This is a genomic window from Desulfobulbaceae bacterium (genome assembly GCA_013792005.1).
Classification (GTDB): Bacteria; Desulfobacterota; Desulfobulbia; order Desulfobulbales; family VMSU01; genus VMSU01.
Window position 1 is genome coordinate 1 of the sequence record VMSU01000210.1, and the last position, 17,272, is coordinate 17,272.

Sequence of the window (17,272 nt, forward strand, 5' to 3'; positions counted from 1 at the left end):
GCATACCATATGTATGGCCTCACTCACAAAACACACCCCGCGCCTTGTATATCGCACCTTTTGCTTAGCCATCCCCGGACTTTTTGCGAGATTGTCCCAGATAAACTTTGAAAAGTTTATCTGGAGAGAGGTTTTCCGAATGGATCGGGGGGCGGAATGGTTTATTGCGCATTATTACAGAGTTTGGTGAAGGAATCGAACAGATAGATTCTATGAATGAAATTATTGAAAGCTTGCCGACGCAATCATTAAAATTGTCCTTGGAGGAGATTGAATACATTTTTTTTGTTGGAATTGGCCTGGGTCGTGGCGAAGAGCTGCGCTTTGCTCAGAATTTCCATGGTGGCGAGATTGGTTGATTCTTCTGCGAAATCGAGATCACGAATGGTGGATTCGGCAGCCATGGTGTTGATTCGTGTGGTGGCAAGGTTGGCAATGGTTGAAGAGAGTTGGTTTTGCCGCGAACCGACATCAGATCGCATGGCATTGATCTGTGATAGCGCTACATCAACGATCCCCACCGCGTTCTGGGCCCCTTGCTCGGAAAGAACATTGATCTCCGCCATGGTTCCCAGTTCTTGATTACCTAATTGAGCTGGTTGAATGGAGCCGAGGGACAGGGTGGAGGTTTGCCCTGGGTCAGGCCCGGTTTGAAAGTTTTTGTCAGTGAACTTTCCGGTCAAGAGTGATTGTCCATTGTACGTTGTTGTCTTGGCGAGTGAGTCCAGCTGGTTGATGGATTTGTCGATATCGGCCTGGAGGGCCTGGCGGCTTTGTGCAGATTGGCTGCCGTTGGCCGCTTGCAGGGCCTGAACCCGGATGGAACTGATTAGTTCGCTGGCTTGGCCGAGTGTGCCATCGGCGATCTGGGCGATAGCGACGGCGTCGTAGGCGTTGCTGATTGATTGGCCGAAGCCTCGGGCCTGGTTGCCCAAAGAGTTGGCGATGGCAAGACTTGCCGCGTCATCGCTCGCCTGGTTGAGGCGTTTCCCGTTTGATATTTTCCCCAGGATGGAAAGCAGATTTTGTTCCGTCTTCTGCAGTTGATTGCCAGTAAAGAGGCTTTGTGTGGTATTGTTAATAGCTTTCATGGCGATTCCTCCTGTGCTGGGTCGAGTTGTGAGGTGCTATTTCGGAAAACCTGGCTAGGAAAATACGGACTTTTCCCGAGAACATCAATCCTTGTTAACTTAGTATAATGCCGGAGTTCACAAAAAAAAAGCGCTTAAAATGGTGCTTGGCGAAAAAGAGGTGGTCTGATAAGCTGATCGCAATTTCTTGCTCAGCGGATTGCACGCGGTGTTACCCACGAGGGCAGAACGTCAGTGCCCTTTAAGTCCGTACACAAAATGAAAAAATCTTTGACAGGTGTCATACCTGTGCCGGGAGGATGTTTCCCTTGATGTCTGATCATCACCATAGTTCGTTCTGTCCTCCGCAACCAATTGCCGGAAAGCCTCAGTCTGGTCGGTTTGAATCCATCGCCTTCTGGCTTATGTTGCTCTATTTTGCTGCCAAGATGTGTTTTTTTGCTCTGCGAATCAGGGAGCGGGTATTTCCTGACGAGGCTTCCTGGTTCGGTATGGTCGAGGTGTTTTCCCGTTCACTGTTTCTTCCGGTGGACTCTCCTGAATCTTATCCCTTTGGACTCATAACCCATATTCCGAGCTTGTATTTTTTTCTGATGGGTAAAGTTGTGGTCTGTAATATATTGCCGGTCAGTGACCTGATATTTTTGCGTTTGGTCAATGTGGCGATTTCCCTGGTCACAGTAGCTTTTGCCTGGCGTTTGTCCAGGGTCATGATGCTTGCCCCGGCAGTTTGCTGTCTGTTCATGATCATGGTGACGAATACGGTAATGTTCTCCTTTGTGTCTGCTGCGGTAAGTTATGATTCGTTGTCTACTTTGCTTGCGGTCCTCTCGCTCTATTACCTGGTACTTTTCTTTCAAAGGCGGCTGGTTGTCCACGCATTGTGGGGTTGTTTTTTCACTTTGATCGGGACTCTAACTAAAATCGTGCTACTGCCGTATGGCCTCGGCTTGCTGCTGGCTGTTGTCTTTACTGAGCGGAGACGTCTGCTTGAATTTGTGAAGGTTGTGCCTTCCCTCGTGGTGTCGCTACGTGGCAGGGAGGCTGTTCTGGCAGGACTCTGTTTTTGCGCATTAGCGGCTAACTTAGCTCTTTACGGAGGAAATTATATTCGTTTTGGCTCGGTCATGCCAGGCATGAATCAAGTATTGCCTGTGGAGGCTTGCTTGCAGAATCGTTTGTTTGTCCGAGACTATGTGGTCCGTGAGTATCAATCGGGGAAATTGACCTTGCTTGATGCGCAGCGGCTTGCTTTGCAGATTCGTGATCCCGGTGATCGGGCTTCGGCCTGGAACAGACTGGCTGAGGTGGTTAATAATAAACAAAATGGCCCCTCTCCGCGCATGGGGCGAGGGCGTTATGCCATGGAATGGGTCGAGGTGGTTGTCTCCAGGACTTACAGTGTGGCAGCGCACCTTTCCCTGTTTAAATATGAGTCTGATTTCTATCCTTATTATGCCATATTCCTTCTATCCGCGATTCTTTGGCTCTTTCGTGGCCGAGCGTTACTGGTGCCGGGTCTTGAAGCTGTGATTATTGTGGCCATTTTTTATTCTTTTTTCTTGATGCAGGGGGTCAACTACACGATTTATCGGGTAAGCGGGGCGATGGGACTTGCTTTGACGGGACGGTACATGTTTCCGGTGCTGGTCCCTCTCTATCTGCTGACGGCGCAGGGCCTGATTGCGAAGACTCCTCGCTGGTGGCAAGTTCTGCTTGGACTCGCGGTGGCAACTCTCTTTGTGTTTGGCGAGTTTCCTTGGTTCTTGCGGAATGCAGGCCCTGAGTGGTACTTTTGACGAGAGCCCATAACGGTATGGATATACGAGGTACCCATAGAACAGAGATTGCGGATCACCTGGCTGAGAAAAACATAGTCCGTTCCTGTTCTGATCCCTGGCAGTGGCTGGCGGTGTTGGCTATTGTTGTTGGCACAATCTGGTTACGCTGGCATCTTCTCGATGTCTCGCTGGAACGGGATGAGGGCGAGTATGCCTATGGTGGGCAGCTGTTGCTTCAGGGAGTTCCTCCTTATCAGCTTCTCTATAATATGAAGCTGCCGGGTATCTATGCGGTGTATGCGGTGATCCTTGCCGTCTTTGGCAATACTCAGACTGGCATTCATCTTGGCCTCTTGTGTGCGAATGTAGCGAGTATTGTGCTGCTTTTCTTACTGGGGCGCCGTATCGCAGGCCCATTTGCTGGGATCTGTGCCGGGGCGTTATTTGCCGTGTTGTCGGTGGGACAGGCAGTGCAGGGGGTCTTTGCCAATGCGGAGCATTTTGTCCTGGTGCCGGTCCTTTTTGGCGCTTTGATTCTGAGTATTGGTCTTGATTTAAAGCGCTTATGGCTCATTTTTTTCAGTGGGGTCCTTCTGGGGATTGGGGTACTTATCAAGCAGCATGGAGCGCTCTTTGCCCTTTGGGCTGGTTTTTTTGTTGTTGTTGAAGGGATCATTGGCCGTTACCAGGTTCGGCAGGTTATCAGATCTGTCTTCATCCTTACTCTCGGGACCCTTCTGCCTTATGGCCTCACCTGCCTTCTCTTGTTGAAGGCAGGTGTCTTTGAACAATTCTGGTTTTGGACCATCGATTATGCCAGGGCCTATGCTACCCAGGTTCCCTGGTCTGCAGCATGGGCTAACATGGCAGAGAGAGTCTCTGTTATGTGGTGGGCCTCACCGCTCCCGTGGGCGGCCTCAGGTTTTGGTGTTCTCGTTTGTCTTGTTCGATATCGTGGGGTGAGCCGCCCCTGGGTTGTCTTAGGCTTTACACTATTTTCAATTCTCTCAGTTTGCCCAGGATTTTTTTTTCGGCCGCACTATTTTGTTTTATTGCTTCCTGCCGCAGCCTTGCTCGGTGGAGTCGGCATTGTTGCCGCTGCTTGGATTGTTGCCAGAGATAATGGGCAGGGACGAACTGTGGTAGTGGGAGTTATCCTCCTCTCCCTTCTGTTGGGAGGGACACTGTACCGTCAGCGTCACTTTTTATTTCAGTTGTCACCAGCTCAAGCGAGTATTGCTACGTATTGGCCGAACCCGTTTAATGAATCTCTGGAGATAGCCAGTTTTATTCAGAAGAACAGTAAACCGTCTGATACCATCGCGATTATCGGATCAGAACCGCAAATCTTTTTTTACGCCAATCGCCGCTCAGCAACGGGATATATTTATATGTATCCGTTGATGGAGGGCCATGAGTTTGCTCTAGAGATGCAACGGCGACTTATTGCCGAGATTGAAGCGGCCAAGCCGGAGTATCTTCTTTTTGTCCGAATTGATACCTCGTGGTTGCAGCGACCCGACTCTCATTTCTTGATTTATGAGTGGTTTACAGGGTATAAAGAGGGCTATCAGCGGGTTGGTGTTGTGGAAATTTTCGAGAAAACAACCCGTTATTCATGGCAGACAGAAAGCGTCTGGCCGCCTCAAACTCCTTATTGGATTGAGGTGTTGCGGAAGAAAAACGCGGAAACCGGAGAGGAGAAGTAGAGTGTATCAGGGAAAAAAGATTGTGGTGGTGATGCCCGCGTATAACGCGTCAGAAACCTTGAGAAAGACCTATGACGAGGTCATGGCTCAGGGGGTAGTCGATCTGGTAATCGTGGTCGATGACGCGAGTCATGATCAGACCGCTGCCCTGGCTCGGACTCTTCCTCACACCATAGTCCATGTCCACGAACAGAATATGGGCTATGGTGGCAATCAAAAGTCATGTTACCGAATTGCTTTGGAAGAGGGAGCTGGCATCGTCATTATGGTTCATCCAGATTATCAATATACGCCGATGCTGATTCCGGCTATGGCGTCAATGATCGGTAATGGCTTGTATCATTGCGTTCTGGGGTCCAGGATTCTTGGTGGCCATGCCCTTAAAGGTGGGATGCCGTTGTGGAAATACATTGCCAACCGGATTTTAACCTTGGTTGAAAACATTTTGTTGGATGCCAAGTTGTCTGAGTATCATACCGGCTATCGGGCTTTTTCCAGGGAGTTACTTGAATCGATTGATCTGACGGTGAATTCTGATGATTTTGTTTTTGATAACCAGATGTTGGCTCAGGTGCTCTGGCATGGTTACACCATTGCCGAGGTGAGTTGCCCGACCAAGTATTTTGCCGAAGCCTCGTCAATTAATTTGTCCAGGAGTATAACTTACGGTATTGGTTGTCTGAAGACCGCCATCAGCTATCGCCTAGCTACTCTAGGCTTGGTGCACTCAGCGTTGTTCCCTGGGGTAAGAGAGCTTTGATGGCGTCGCAAAAAGTCCGATCTACTGCGTTGCAGCATATTTTTGCTCATTCGGCACACCATATGTGTGGCCTCATTCACAAAAACACCCTGCGCCTCGGAGTCTCTCTTCGCTCGCTTTCCTGTATATCGGCCCTTTTGCTTAGCCATCCCGTGATTTTTTGCGAGATTATTAGCTTTAGCTTAAGAAATTTGTCGCTCAGGGGAGCAGTTGACGGGAATGTCCTCTGCCAAGGGCTGATAGTTACCACTGAGATTTATACAGTGCCATCTTTTGATCCGAACATCGGTACCTTCTTGCTGTTAACTTGATTAAATACAAATAGATATCTAATTTATTATGGTGGTAATGTCTATCAATATTATGCTGCGTGTTAGCGCTGGTCTGGTTGCCGCGGCGATTCTGGTCACCATTTTTTGGGTTAGTAGTTCTGTTGCTTCAGCCGTGTCGTCTGGTAGTCGCTGTGAGCGAGGAGACTGTCAAGACGGTCAGGGTATGATGCTCTACGATAACGGAGACAAGTATGTTGGGCAGTTTATGAACGGTTTGCCAGAAGGCAAGGGCGCCTTAATCGCTCATGATGGCAGTGTCTTGGAAGGAATCTTTCTGAAGGGATTGACTATGGGAGCAGGCACCCTGATAGAAGGGGACGGTGATAAATATGTGGGACAATTCTATCGTGGAGTGGCTAACGGGCAAGGCGATAAGTTTTTGACTAATGGTTCTTATTTTAAGGGGTTGTGGCGTAACGGGGAGTTTTTCCGGGGAAATGGGGTGATGATTGACGCGAGTGGCCGCCATTACGAAGGACAATATAAAAATAAGCTGTTCTGGGGGCAGGGAAAATTAACAGAGTCTGATGGCAGCACCTACGAGGGTGCATTTAAGGAAGGTATCTCTGAAGGTCAGGGTAAAAAAACATTTGTCGACGGCACGATGTATAACGGATTGTTCAAGAAGGGGATATATCATGGACTTGGGGTTCTGGTTCTGGATGATGGCACCCGGTTCGAAGGTGAGTTCCGTGATGGCGAGTTCTTCGGCCAGGGTACGATGACCTGGCGGGATGGTCGTAAGTATAAGGGGCAGTTTGAGAAGGGACAATTTAAGGGACAGGGGGTGTTTACCTCTGTTGATGGCACTGAATATAGGGGTATGTTTCGGGATGGAAAATACAATGGCCGTGGGGTGTTGATCAGCAAGGACGGAGAACGGCTTGAAGGTGATTTCGTCGATAACGTATTTCTTGAAAATGATGATCATAAGAGTTCAATGCCTGAGGCCGTGATCACTTTGACTCCGGATGAAGAGGAGCAGCCTCTTGGGGATAAGGGTGTCGAGCTGCTGGATAGCTTGCCATCGTCATCTGAGCCTCTTGGACAACCGAAATCTGAGAGTAAAGGGGCAAAGTAATGAAGGTGGTGTTGTTATTGATTCTTGGGTCTGCCGCCTTGGCTTGGATTCCCTCTTCTTTTGGGGGCGCAGCATCATCATTAGCAGCAGATGGTGCGCCGTCTCCTATCGTCATTTTGCCCCGTACGGGGCAAGTTTTGACTTATGATCAATCAGGTAAGGTCATCGACTTTAAGGGATCAGGCCAGGATGGTGAGTTTCAGCGTGGCGCGGTCTGGCCTGACCCCCGTTTTGTTGTTAATGCCGATGGCACAATCTCTGATGGCTTGACAGGACTAATGTGGCTTAAGGCTGGGAATTGCTTTAGGGATCTGCCATGGCCTACGGCCCTGCAAGCTCTGTCTGATTTTAATCGGGGAGAGATTATCTGCCCCGGAATGAAGGTTAAATACAACGACTGGTTTGTGCCTGATCTTGCGCAGCTTGCCTCTTTGGTTGATGCCCAGGCCCCGGTGATTGGTGATTCGCTCCGATTGATTGGGTTTAGTGAGGTCCAAAATGGCGCTTACTGGTCTGCAACGCCTCATCGGAATCAGCAGAACGCATGGAGTGTGAGTTTTGCGAACGGTTCAATCTCGGCTGTGAGTAAATTAGAACGGCACTTTGTGCTTGTTGCGCGGTTGCCGGGAAGTGAGAAAGATAAGGACAGCAAAGGGGGAGGGCAACCATCTCTGGTTAGCCCGGTAAGTGTATTAGCGGACTCATCACCCCAACGGTTTTTGGATAACGGAGATGGCACGGTTACTGATCTGCAGACCGGCTTGAGTTGGCTTCAGGATGCTGCCTGTCTCCCGATGCTTGATTGGCAAGGGGCATTATCTGTTGCCAATCAGGTTACAGGTAACGGTGGCGTTGCGGATTGCCCATCATTACGGGGAGTAAAGACGGATTGGTCTTTGCCGAATGTGGTCGAGCTTAGAAGTTTGATTGATTATAGGACAGACTACCCAGCTTTAAGTCCAGAGCATCCTTTCCATCGAGTAATGCCAACTGGATACTGGACTGCGACTACAGTGGTGGGCGCTCCAGAGTATGCCTTTGTTGGTGATATGGAAACTGGGGCGATCTTGCCTGTAAATAAGGCGGAAAAACGGCGCGTTTTACTTGTAAGGCAGGGTGTTCTAGGTCCAGAACGGCCTCGGAAGGAGGCTGCTCTCAATCGTGGGGTTATGGGAGTCGATTCTCGTTATGTGTTGGAAATTGATCCAGAGGTGGTCATGGAGATTAAATGGCCTCCGGGGGGCAGATTCGTCAATAATGGTGATGGTACCAGTCTTGATGTTATTACTGGCATCAATTGGCTTACCGATGCAAATTGTTTTGGCAAGAAGAGTTGGAAAGAGGCTGGGGCTGCGGTTGATAGACTTAATGCCCAAGCCACGGCCACGAGATCTTTGGGGAAACAGACTCAGGCGAGCCGTCGGTACGCGATCAAGTGTGAAGGTTATGAGGGGAGTGCTGAAGACTGGGTGATGCCGACGTTTCAAGAGTTGCTGGATCTGATTAATGCCGAAGAAAAAGATAGTGCCGCGTGGCTTAGTCGCCAAGGTCTTCATAATGTTCAGAGCAGTGGTATTTATTGGAGCGGAACCGAAACACCGTTGAATTTATATTTTGCTGACGCAGTTACACTAAAGACGGGGAAGGCCGGGAATTATCCGAAGTCTCTCAAATTTTTTGTCTGGCCTCACCGGAAGCTTCCTGCTGCGGGGGAACAAGCTCTTGAGCCACTTTTGAATCTGACGGCTAATACAATCGGTAATTATATTACTCTATCTCCGAAGGACCCTATTTCATTGGCGGTGTATCTGCATACCTTTGGTTTGCGGGAGGCGGCTGATTTTTGGTTCTGGTACGATACCCCGGATGAGAAACGTTTGTGGCTGACGTCGATTAGAACCTGGACAGATAGGGCTAAGCCTGTTTACCAAGGACCCTTGTTCAATCTGATTAATTATGAGATCTTTCGGAGCGCGGCCAACGGTCTCCCTCCCGGGGTGTATGATTTTCACTTTGCGGTGGACACTATTCCTAATGGCTTGATGGATGAGGTGAGATCCGAGGTTACGGTGTCGGTGGTTATTCCCGGCGGTGGTGAATAATTGGCCTTCAAACGACGTAATGATCACAGGGCGCGGCATCTGCTTTTTCAGAGGCTTTTTTTTACTATCGCAGCATAGAACTCTGCTTCATTAATAATAACTTCCATTCTTTAACCATTCGACCAAGTTAATGGCCAGTTGCTGGTTGGGGCCGACGAGAAAGCGGTTCTGAAATATCGCATCGTCTCCAAAGACAACGAAGTGGCCATGGCCGAGTTGGCCAGTTACTATCACTGTAAATGCTTGGATCGCATCCCCGTCTGAGTCAAAGGTTTTGTTACCGTTTAGGTCCACCCAGGCCTGAGGGGTGGTCTTTGCGATTATGTTGGCCTGGTGCTCGCTATTCAGAGCCCATGTCCCGTATAAGTTGATGTGGGTGAGGTTTTTGGTCAGAGGATGGGTGGGGAAATTAGCGACAAAGAAATCAGTGGGATTTTCAGGGTGAGGCATATTATTGTGTTCTCTGATCACGCCGTTGGAGACCGCGACTCCAAGGTTATTGAGCAGGGCGGTAACCGGTGAACCTATATGCAGCATCACACAGACTTGCCCGCCATTATCGAGAAATTTTTTAATTACTGTGATTTCTGAGTCATTGATCGGCTTGAAAGCCCCCGAGATGATCAGGGTGGAGACTCCATGGAGGGTGTTGTCGGTGAACGCTTGATCTGGAGGCGATGATTTGACTTGAAAGCCTTTAGCGGTAAAGATCTCTCCCAACTGTGAGAGGTCAAGCTCCTTGTCATTTTCCACTAAAAATTGTTGGCCGTGACTTTGGTCGAAGAGGACGACAGGCGGTGGCGCTACGCGTTTGCAGGCCCCAATCGTCAGCAATGAAGCCATGAGGCAGATGAGGCCAATTTTCTTAATGGTCGGTGACAGCTCTCTGCTTTGTGTTCTGTCGTTCATACGATTCTCCATGGTATTGAGTAGGTTGAGAACAGTCTTGAGTTTGGAAATATATTTGGCGATGCCTTGCCCTCTTCCTAACGGATGCTGAACCTTTTGGGTATCTTCGGGATGCCCCGCTAGTGCATGTTTAATGTGTCGAGGAAGGGATTGGGAAGCTGATGGTAAAGGTTGTTCCTTGGCTTGAGGTGTCGGTAACCTCGATTTTTCCTTGGTGACGTTTCATGATGCCATAACTTACCGATAGTCCTAGGCCGGTACCTTCGACTGCTGGTTTAGTGGAGAAGAATGGTTCAAAAATCGACACCAGGTCCGACTCGTCGATACCCTTTCCAGTATCCCGGATATGGAGCATGACAGCCTTTGCTGTGTATTCGGTGGTGAGCAGGATGGAGCCACCATGTTCAGGGATGGCTTCCTGGGCATTATTCAAGCAGTTCAAGATAACCTGTTTGACCTGGTCATGGACGGCATGGATTAATGGTAAGTTAGGGGAGAATTTTTTCCTGATCATAATGTGCCTTTCCCTGAAACTTTTCTTGCAGAAAAGTAACAGGTCGTTGAGCGCTTGGTGTAGATCCATTGGGGCCATGGTTCCGCTGGTGGGGCGGTTGAAATTTTGCAGGTTGCTGATCAGGTCTTTTACCCGTTGGCATTCCTGGATGGCCAATTCGAGGAGTTCTGCGTCATCCTGGGAGAAGCTTGTCGTCTTTTGAATCCCTTGCAGAAAATTGCGGATACCGATAATAGGGTTGCCGAACTCATGGGCTATTGAGGCCGCGAGTTTGCCTACGGCGCTAAGCTTTTCGGCGTGAAGCAACTGTTCGTAGGTTTTTTTCAGTTGGTATGTTCGTTCTTCGACCTTATTCTCCAGAACCGTCTGGTATTGAAGAATTTCCTGTTCCATGGTCTTGCGGCGGGTGATATCCTGCAACGTCTCTACTGCGCCGATCAAAGCTCCTGTGCGGCTTTTGATTGGCGCTGCGGTAAAGAAAAGCCATGTCTCCTTACCATTTAATTCAAAGAAATCTTCCACTTCATACGAGTCATCCACCAGTTGAGAACGATTGTATTTTCCGGCATAGAACTCATGGATTTTCTCTTCAGTAACCTGGTCTAGTATTAAGTCGGCCATGGTGGGTCGTTTCTGTGAGTAGAAGGCCTTCCAATGTTCTGATGTGCCTATGATATTTTTACTGGATATGCCGGTGAGTCGCTCAAGGGCTTTATTCCAGTGGGTAATTTTATGATGTTGATCGATAACGAAGGTAGCGATTGAGTTGCCATGGATAATTTGAGTCAGGCGATCCCGGCTTTCTTCGAGGTTCTGTTCTGCGAGTTTACGATCAGCGATCTCTTTAGCAAGAAGAGCGGTTGGCACGTTAGGGTACACTGAGGGGAGTGTCTCGTTTTCATTTCCCGTATGGAATCCTGGGGGCCTGGATGGTTCTTTTTCGCAGGTGTTGCTGATCACCAGCGACCAACCGGGAGAGTGGGCGCCGTTGTTCTGGTTGTCCATCAGGGGGGCGAAGCTGAGTAACAAGAAGTGGTGATCTGGTGTTACCAGACAGTTAATCTCATAGAGAATTTGTTCAGAGATACTGTGTTGTCTTCTGTCGAGATGATTTCGGCATACGTCTGTAAAGGGAGACGGAAGCTGCTCAAAAAAGTTACGTGTGAGGGTAAATGTTGTTGCCAGAGTTTCGGCACAAAAAGAGGTCCATGCTGGATTCACGGACAGAACATTACCCTCGTAATCGCAGCAAATCCAAGGTTCTGGTCGACAATGGATGACATTATAAGCGCTAAGGTCAGGCATAGACGTTTATCGAAGACTCGTAAAAGTAAAAAGGGTTACTAGCTTGCTAGTAACCCTTTTTACTTTTAACTGGGAATTAATACTACTGAAATCATTGTGGAACGATAAACTTGACCAAACGAGTCTTGATCGGTCCATAAACACCGATCAAGACTCGTTTGGTGTGGAAGTTACTTCTTTTGACCTGAGGTGAGGACGCCCTTCTTGCCTGCTTCGGTAAGAGATCCTTGCTTGTCGTCCTTCATCCTGCCTTTGATCTTATGAGCAATGTCGTGACATCCATCACACTTGCCACCGAATTGAGCGACCATCGCCTCGCCGTGTGGGTTGCCGTGACAGCTTTGGCAGGTCGGGATCAGGCCGTGCTTGGGATGACAGAAGGAGCAGGTCTGGTTGGTGTGCCTAGTCTTGCTCCCTATTAAGGTATTATAGACTTCGGTATGGCAGCCGCCGCACACTTCTTTTGTTTCGGTTGGAATAAAGGAGATATTCATTGGGTCATGCGGGTTGGTGTGGCAACGTAAACAGTCTTCATCTTTGAGGTTGGCACGGTGACCTTCCTGGTCGTGACACTTGAAGCAGGAAGGAATCTTGCCATGAGTGTCATGACAGGCGGCACAGGTGATCTCGGTGTTGTGCTTGGAATTAGCCTTGGTTACAGTCTGGTAGACCTGGGCATGACTCGCGTTCTTATGGCAGTTGCCACAGTATTCCTTGGGGGTATTTTCGGCGTAAGCAATGACCATGGGTTTATGCGGACCGGCATGACAGGTCAGACATACCTTCGGTTCAACTCCAACAAGGTGGTATGGTCTGCGCCCTTCCTGACTATGACAGCTCAGGCAGCTCGGGATGAATCCGTGCTTGGTGTGACAGTCGGTGCACGCCAAGTCTGTGTGCTTGCTGGGGAATTCTTTCAATTGTTGTGGCGGGCCACTGTGGCAATTTGAACACAGGTCCTGTTTAACGCTTGGCAGATTAAGTGGCGCATGGGCGTTAGAATGGCAATTACCGCATGTCTTGGTGTCCTCTTTTTCGCCATGGGGGTAGCCGTGGCAATCAACACATTTCGGTAATGCATCGGTATACTCAACCTTGCCAGGAGCATAGGTGTGGTAGACTTCGTGACAGAAGGTGCACTCTTTCTGGTGACGGTTGCCTGATGCCTTGAGGGTGTTGAAGACGGCGAAATGGCATTGGACGCATTGCTCCATGGTGAGCGGTTGTGTTGTCTTGTCAAAGAGGGCTGGACGGGGTGGTACTTGCTGGATCTTGTCGGTCAGGGTGACTTTTCCGGTTCTGGCTTGAGCTGTGGTGGCGCTCACGGCAATCAGTGCCCCGGCAAGCAGGCAGCAGATGCCAAGGTAACGACGTACAACGTGTGCTGTCTTTTTCATTTTCTCTCCCTCTTTGTTTGTGATAGCGACTATAAAAAAATACCGGGTCTTTTTTTAGATTCTAGCGCTTACGACACTAGTGATCTAGAAAGAGACCCGGAGTTAACCCCTTGGTGGTAGATTAATAGATCAAATCATGCGGGTTTCTATGGCACTTCAGGCACTCGCTGTTAAAAGTGCTCATCATTGCGTTGTCATGAGGATTTTTGTGGCAATCGCTGCAATTCGGTACTGTCGGATGTTTGGTCTTATGGCAGAAGGCACAGGTAAGTTCTCCATGTTTTGCTTTGCTATTTAAGAGCTGGCTCAAGATTGTATCATGACAGGCACCACAATTTTTAGAAGGAGTTTCGTCTGCATATTGGATATTGAGCGGACTGTGTGGTTGGTGACAGGCCAGGCAGTCTTCATAAACCATGAAATCTGCATGAGGGGTATGGCACTCGAGGCATTTCTTGATCTGCTTATGTTTGGTTGGATGGCAGAAGGTGCAGTTCAAGGCGGTGTGTTTGCTCGGGAACTTAGCCAATTCTTCACCCTTTTCGGGATGACAGGTCTTGCACCCGGCGCTGATCGGCGGCACGTCATCCACTGTGACGTCCAGAGGTGTGTGAGGATTACGATGACACTCCAGGCAGTTTGGCAGTTTGAAATGCTCTTGGGTGTCAGGAGCGTGGCACATGGAACATTGAGGGATGGTTTTGGTTCCAAGAGGGAGATGCTCAAGGTGGCAATCGAGACAGCCAATTTCGGTCTGATGCTTGCCGCCATTACGCTTAATGTCTGCGGGCTGTGTGTCGTGGCACTTGCTGCAATCAGTGTTTTGGAGTTCAGTCTGCACCTGGGCTTCAATCAGAGCTTTTTCTTCAGCACTGACAGTCTTGGCAGGTTCTGCTTGTGCCGTGGTAGGCGGTAAGGGGGCCGGGGCAGGTTGTGTTTGAGCGCATCCCCAGATGGCAAATGATAGGCTGGCAATGACTGCCGCCCTGCGAATGATTGCTGAAGACATACGTTTTCCCGACATTCCTCTCTCCTATGCGTTCTGCGTTGGATGTGGCGTGTTTGCCTAACTTGCTGCCAAATATCATTGTGGGCTGTTTGGCCAGGTTTTTGTGACAGTTGCCCGTGGCCTTACCCTGAGACGTTGATTTGGACTTTTTCGACACGACATTAAACTTATCTTAAGCGTCAGAGTTATCAATCCTCAGTCGCTAATAGATAATAATCCCGATTGAAACGTAAAAAAGCCAATAACAGCAAGTAAAAATTTGATTTTCTCTAACACACAAAGCCGGCTATCGCAAGTGAAAAAACTAGGGTTTGCCAGCTAATTTTAGACCTTACCGGTAAGTCGCGCTATTGTCGTTGAAAATGTTTCAAAATCAATTGGTTTTTGAAGAAAGTTTAGTTGCTCATTCCTGATCATATCATCACTAAGGATATGACCGGTATCGCCACTGACAAAAAGAACAGGTGTTAATTTATTGTTTTTTCTTATTATGTCGTACACTTCTCTTCCGTTGCGGTGCGGCATGATAACATCAAGGATCACAAGGTCAATAGAATCCTGGCTGTCAAGAAAAGAGCGTATCGCGGTTTTACCGTTTTCAGCAAGCAAAACTTGATATCCTAAATGTTCAAGATAGATTTGAAGGGCGCTACGGATCAATTCATCATCATCGGCAACAAGGACGGTCTTACTGTGTGATGGTAGCTTTGCGGCAGCCATTGGGAGAGGGGTGTTTTCTTTGTCTGGTGGAGAAGAGAGTGGTGGTGTATCCGACAAGTCTTGATGGGGAGAGTCGGAAAGGAAGTGATGCCCGTTGGTTTTCATAAAGATAGAAAAAGTGGTCCCTTGGTTGACTGTGCTTTCTACGTTCATGAACGCTTTGTGCTGCTTTACGATGTTGAAAATAATCGATAACCCAAGCCCGGTGCCTTTTGAAGAGCTTTTTGTTGTGAAAAAAGGTTCGCATATTTTTTTTATGTTTTCCGGTTTAATGCCGTGGCCGGAATCTTTGACCTCGAGAACCATGTAGTGGTCCTGAGGGACAGTTTCCAGCGAACCTTCAAATGGTGTGTTGAGCAGCAGGTTGCGAGTGCTGATAGTGATATCCCCGCCACCCGGCATGGCATCGCGGGCATTGGTGCAAAGATTGATCAGTATCTGTTCGAGCTGATGGGGATCAGCCGTTATCTCAAGGTCATCTTCAGTAAGGTTGAAGGTGTAATGGAAGCTTTCGTCGACCAGGCTTTTGAGGATGTCTGAGATGTCGGTGATAATCTTTCTGAGGCTAGTTTTCTTGGTTTCTATGAGCTGATTTTTACCAAAAGACAACAAGTTAGAGGTGAGATTCTTGCCAAGCTTGGTAGCAATCTTAATGTACTTGATGTACTCTTCGGCATCTTTATTGGTATCTTTTATCTCTTCTCGTAATAGATGTGCGAAGGTATTGATGGAACCCAGGACATTGTTGAAATCATGGGCGATCCCTCCGGCGAATTGGCCCAAGCATTCAAGTTGTTTGGATTGGGCTAACTGTTTTTCCAGTTTCTTTTGCTCAGTTACATCAACGCAACTGCCTCGACGGCCGAGATATTCTCCGTCGGCATAAATGGGGGTGACAGTGTGTGTGACCCATCGTTCCTGGCCGTTTTTGGTGGTGATCCGTAAAGGGGGGGTGGTGAAACTATGGCTGTCATCGTTAGTTATCAATAGCCGGTAGGCATAGCGATCCTCTGGGTAAATCATTAATTCAAGCATTTCGGGATTGGAGATGAGTTCATTGGGGGTGTATCCGGTTAGTTCCTGGCAGGAGGGGGAAATAAAGATGAGTCTTTGATCTTTGCCGAGCCAGTATTCGATGTTGTACGCAAATTCGGAGACGATACGGAATTTTTTTTCGCTTTCCATGATCGTGGAACGATAGCGCTTGAAAGCGTTGGAAAATTTTATAATGGCAACGCACCCTAAAAACCAAAGCAGGATATGGGTGATAATTGTGGTCCGTTCGGTCTGGACTGCTGTTTCATAATAGGGTTGCATGGGAACGGCCACAGACATTCCCCCTCTGACATTGCCGATGGTGAACTCATGACCGTGGCAGGTGAAACACCCTCGGTCGACGATATAGGGCATGAGTAGCCGGAGGTAGGGGGCGTTATTGATGGTAGTGATGGTGCTGGTCTCTTCGAGTTCGCCGGCTTCCAGAGTACGGAGGCCGTTGGCCTCCCATTCGTCCGGTTGGTCGTATGGATCTGCGGTTCTTTGGTGGTCGAGGCTGACTGTGTGGCTGATAGCGGCCAGGTTGGGGGCTTGATTGTGTAGGACTTCGTAAGCTTGTCTGGTTACCTGGGAGGGGTCGATGATTTCAAAAGCGACTTCATTTTGCTGGCCTGCGATATTGTAGAGCAGGTGTGGGTTGTCCTTGTTTTTCTCAGTAATCTTGGTATATATCCCGCCATGCATAGTGCTCCATTTTCGGTAAGCGATATTGTGTCGAAAAATGGTCCTGGCTTCAATTTTGGCTTTGGCGACGGTGTCTCGATGGTTTTGGTACAGGTTGGAGGTGACTGAGGCGCTGATAAGGGTGCTCCACAGGACCAGCAGGCTGATCAGGTAGTTCTTGGCCAGGAAATTTCTGATGGTTGTGGCTACATGCATTGGGTCGAGGGGCTTGATTTTTCTGGATTAGTGATGAGCCTATTCTGTACGTGCTTCGGGGATTTTTCAGGCTGCCCGCACATCAGTATTTGAAGAGGTTGTCTCAATACAATTCTATATTTTTTACAGGTTTATTTTATCAGCTGTCAATGATAGCCAATATGCTGGTCAGAAGGATGTCTGTACTTGTACAATTTTCTATGCAGAGAGGCAATGACCAGAATTTGTGGATTTGAGTTATACCGCTCGGCTAGCGCCTTGGCAAGTGGGCTGGTAATGGAGTATGCTCTGCTGGTTGGTTATCGTTCTCCATTGCTTCGTTGTCTATCCATAGAGACTGTCGAACAGGAAGTTACTCTGTGATTTCGTTACCCTGGACCGGTGTTGTTGTCAAGAGATATCAAGAATGCCAGCGTTCGGTATTTTATGTTATTTGGTCGTTTAGTTTGTTTTGTAATCAATGGGTTAAGGAGAGGAGGTTATGTTTATGACACTGTCATGGAAAGAATGGAAGGCTGGGGTGCTGATTGTTTTGGCGATAACTGTCCTGATTTCGGCGAAGGTGTCTCGGGCGGAGGAAGGTCTTGTGACTGGCACTGTCGTTGAAACAATGAACAGTAGCAGTTA

At 48.6% G+C, this 17,272-nt stretch carries 11 protein-coding genes; 5 read left to right on the top strand and 6 right to left on the bottom strand.

Features of this window, described 5'->3' with window-relative positions:
- Nucleotides 1–248 precede the first annotated feature (248 nt).
- Nucleotides 249–1,091, bottom strand: a complete 843-nt coding sequence (locus FP815_13430; GenBank protein ID MBA3015925.1) for a flagellin — start codon at nucleotides 1,089–1,091, stop codon at nucleotides 249–251.
- 311 nt (nucleotides 1,092–1,402) lie between these two features.
- Between FP815_13430 and FP815_13435 the strand changes: the two genes are divergently transcribed.
- From FP815_13435 to FP815_13455, 5 genes are all read left to right on the top strand, one after another.
- Entirely contained in the window at nucleotides 1,403–2,890 is a 1,488-nt protein-coding gene (locus FP815_13435) for a hypothetical protein (protein MBA3015926.1), read from the top strand.
- Nucleotides 2,891–2,907: 17 nt separating this feature from the next.
- Nucleotides 2,908–4,581 carry a glycosyltransferase family 39 protein gene (locus tag FP815_13440; GenBank protein ID MBA3015927.1) on the top strand — a complete coding sequence of 558 codons (1,674 nt, stop codon included), beginning with the start codon at nucleotides 2,908–2,910 and terminating at the stop codon, nucleotides 4,579–4,581.
- Nucleotide 4,582: 1 nt separating this feature from the next.
- Nucleotides 4,583–5,341: a glycosyltransferase family 2 protein gene (locus FP815_13445; protein ID MBA3015928.1), complete on the top strand. Its 759-nt coding sequence runs from the start codon at nucleotides 4,583–4,585 to the stop codon at nucleotides 5,339–5,341.
- Nucleotides 5,342–5,680: 339 nt separating this feature from the next.
- Nucleotides 5,681–6,754 carry an MORN motif-containing protein gene (locus tag FP815_13450; GenBank protein MBA3015929.1) on the top strand — a complete coding sequence of 358 codons (1,074 nt, stop codon included), beginning with the start codon at nucleotides 5,681–5,683 and terminating at the stop codon, nucleotides 6,752–6,754.
- Nucleotides 6,754–8,856 (top strand): DUF1566 domain-containing protein, encoded by a 2,103-nt coding sequence (locus FP815_13455; protein ID MBA3015930.1) that lies wholly within the window; start codon nucleotides 6,754–6,756, stop codon nucleotides 8,854–8,856. Before FP815_13450 ends, FP815_13455 begins: the two co-directional genes overlap by 1 nt.
- A gap of 90 nt (nucleotides 8,857–8,946) precedes the next feature.
- On the opposite strand, the gene FP815_13460 is transcribed toward FP815_13455, so the two are convergent.
- The 5 genes from FP815_13460 to FP815_13480 all read right to left on the bottom strand — a co-directional run bounded on the left by FP815_13460 (nucleotide 8,947) and on the right by FP815_13480 (nucleotide 16,645).
- The gene (locus FP815_13460) at nucleotides 8,947–9,765 is read right to left on the bottom strand and encodes a DUF4350 domain-containing protein (GenBank protein MBA3015931.1); all 819 of its coding nucleotides are present in this window, start codon (nucleotides 9,763–9,765) and stop codon (nucleotides 8,947–8,949) included.
- Nucleotides 9,766–9,895: 130 nt separating this feature from the next.
- Nucleotides 9,896–11,584, bottom strand: a complete 1,689-nt coding sequence (locus FP815_13465; GenBank protein ID MBA3015932.1) for a PAS domain S-box protein — start codon at nucleotides 11,582–11,584, stop codon at nucleotides 9,896–9,898.
- A gap of 170 nt (nucleotides 11,585–11,754) precedes the next feature.
- Nucleotides 11,755–12,981 (bottom strand): hypothetical protein, encoded by a 1,227-nt coding sequence (locus FP815_13470; protein MBA3015933.1) that lies wholly within the window; start codon nucleotides 12,979–12,981, stop codon nucleotides 11,755–11,757.
- Between the two features lie 121 nt (nucleotides 12,982–13,102).
- The gene (locus FP815_13475) at nucleotides 13,103–13,990 is read right to left on the bottom strand and encodes a cytochrome C (protein MBA3015934.1); all 888 of its coding nucleotides are present in this window, start codon (nucleotides 13,988–13,990) and stop codon (nucleotides 13,103–13,105) included.
- Nucleotides 13,991–14,314: 324 nt separating this feature from the next.
- Nucleotides 14,315–16,645, bottom strand: coding sequence for a response regulator (locus FP815_13480; GenBank protein ID MBA3015935.1), 2,331 nt, complete (start codon nucleotides 16,643–16,645; stop codon nucleotides 14,315–14,317).
- Between the last annotated feature and the right edge of the window lie 627 nt (nucleotides 16,646–17,272).

Coding starts and splice junctions, on each gene's coding strand:
- FP815_13430 (MBA3015925.1), bottom strand. CDS start 1,091: ATGAAAGCTATTAACAATACCACACAAAGCCTCTTTACTGGCAATCAA.
- FP815_13435 (MBA3015926.1), top strand. CDS start 1,403: ATGTCTGATCATCACCATAGTTCGTTCTGTCCTCCGCAACCAATTGCC.
- FP815_13440 (MBA3015927.1), top strand. CDS start 2,908: ATGGATATACGAGGTACCCATAGAACAGAGATTGCGGATCACCTGGCT.
- FP815_13450 (MBA3015929.1), top strand. CDS start 5,681: ATGGTGGTAATGTCTATCAATATTATGCTGCGTGTTAGCGCTGGTCTG.
- FP815_13455 (MBA3015930.1), top strand. CDS start 6,754: ATGAAGGTGGTGTTGTTATTGATTCTTGGGTCTGCCGCCTTGGCTTGG.
- FP815_13460 (MBA3015931.1), bottom strand. CDS start 9,765: ATGAACGACAGAACACAAAGCAGAGAGCTGTCACCGACCATTAAGAAA.
- FP815_13465 (MBA3015932.1), bottom strand. CDS start 11,584: ATGCCTGACCTTAGCGCTTATAATGTCATCCATTGTCGACCAGAACCT.
- FP815_13470 (MBA3015933.1), bottom strand. CDS start 12,981: ATGAAAAAGACAGCACACGTTGTACGTCGTTACCTTGGCATCTGCTGC.
- FP815_13475 (MBA3015934.1), bottom strand. CDS start 13,990: ATGTCTTCAGCAATCATTCGCAGGGCGGCAGTCATTGCCAGCCTATCA.
- FP815_13480 (MBA3015935.1), bottom strand. CDS start 16,645: ATGCATGTAGCCACAACCATCAGAAATTTCCTGGCCAAGAACTACCTG.